Source organism: Parasediminibacterium sp. HNIBRBA5674, from assembly GCF_056745525.1.
The window spans coordinates 1-822 of sequence record NZ_JBQWIE010000094.1; the positions used below are offsets into that span (position 1 = coordinate 1).

Sequence of the window (822 nt, forward strand, 5' to 3'; positions counted from 1 at the left end):
GATGGTACGCCATTTTTATCCCACACTTTTACCTTGAAAAAATATGTTGTAGATGACTGCAAAGCCTTACCAGCAAACGGAATATTGATTTGATCAGAAGAAACTATTTTTTTACTATCCCATACATCGCCAATATTGGCTTCACTATCTTTTTTGGTTGATGATACAATTATTTGATAAGCCGATTGGCTCTCATTATTTCCGTTGGCGGCTAGTTTCCAACCAAAAACAGGAGCATCTAAAACACCAGTTGCATTATCAAAATGATTACAAGAAACTGATGCCACACGCAAACTATTTTGCGAAAACACACTGCTTGCAAAAACAAAAACGGCAACATAAAATAGAGTAGAAAACTTGATAAGAAAACGATTCATTTTATTGGAATTAATGGGCTAGTTTAATAATGTCTTTGCCTTGTTTAAAAGCTGCATACAAGTCTACAAAAGGCACTGTTCTAGATTCTTTTGCTGGGTTGTATGCAGGGTTAAGTCTTGCTCAGTGAATATTAAATATTCTTTGGCTGTGGGCTTGCCAAGGGTTTTAGTAGCACATACATTCAAATCCAAATAGTCCAAATCATAGGCTAAAATGAAAATTATGTTTGGCTTTTGGGGTGATTTTTGTTGCGCATTTACAAAACAAATAACCCTAATAAAAAGGAGGAAAAGAATAATTCTTAAATTAATTTTCATCATGGCCGGCAATAAATGTCAAGTAATAGAACCTAATAGATAGATTTTGAACCTACTAGTTTATAGAGGTGTGAATGTATTTTGCATTTAAGAATTAAACGTCCTGAACTGTGCTGACGAATGAAAA

General features: G+C 34.1%; 1 protein-coding gene. It reads right to left on the reverse strand.

The genetic code is table 11. From position 1 onward, the window contains the following. A partial coding sequence (locus ACT9TX_RS18385) for a glycoside hydrolase family 78 protein (RefSeq protein ID WP_481340569.1) occupies positions 1-377 on the reverse strand: 377 nt, incomplete at its 3' end. Positions 378-822 lie beyond the last annotated feature (445 nt).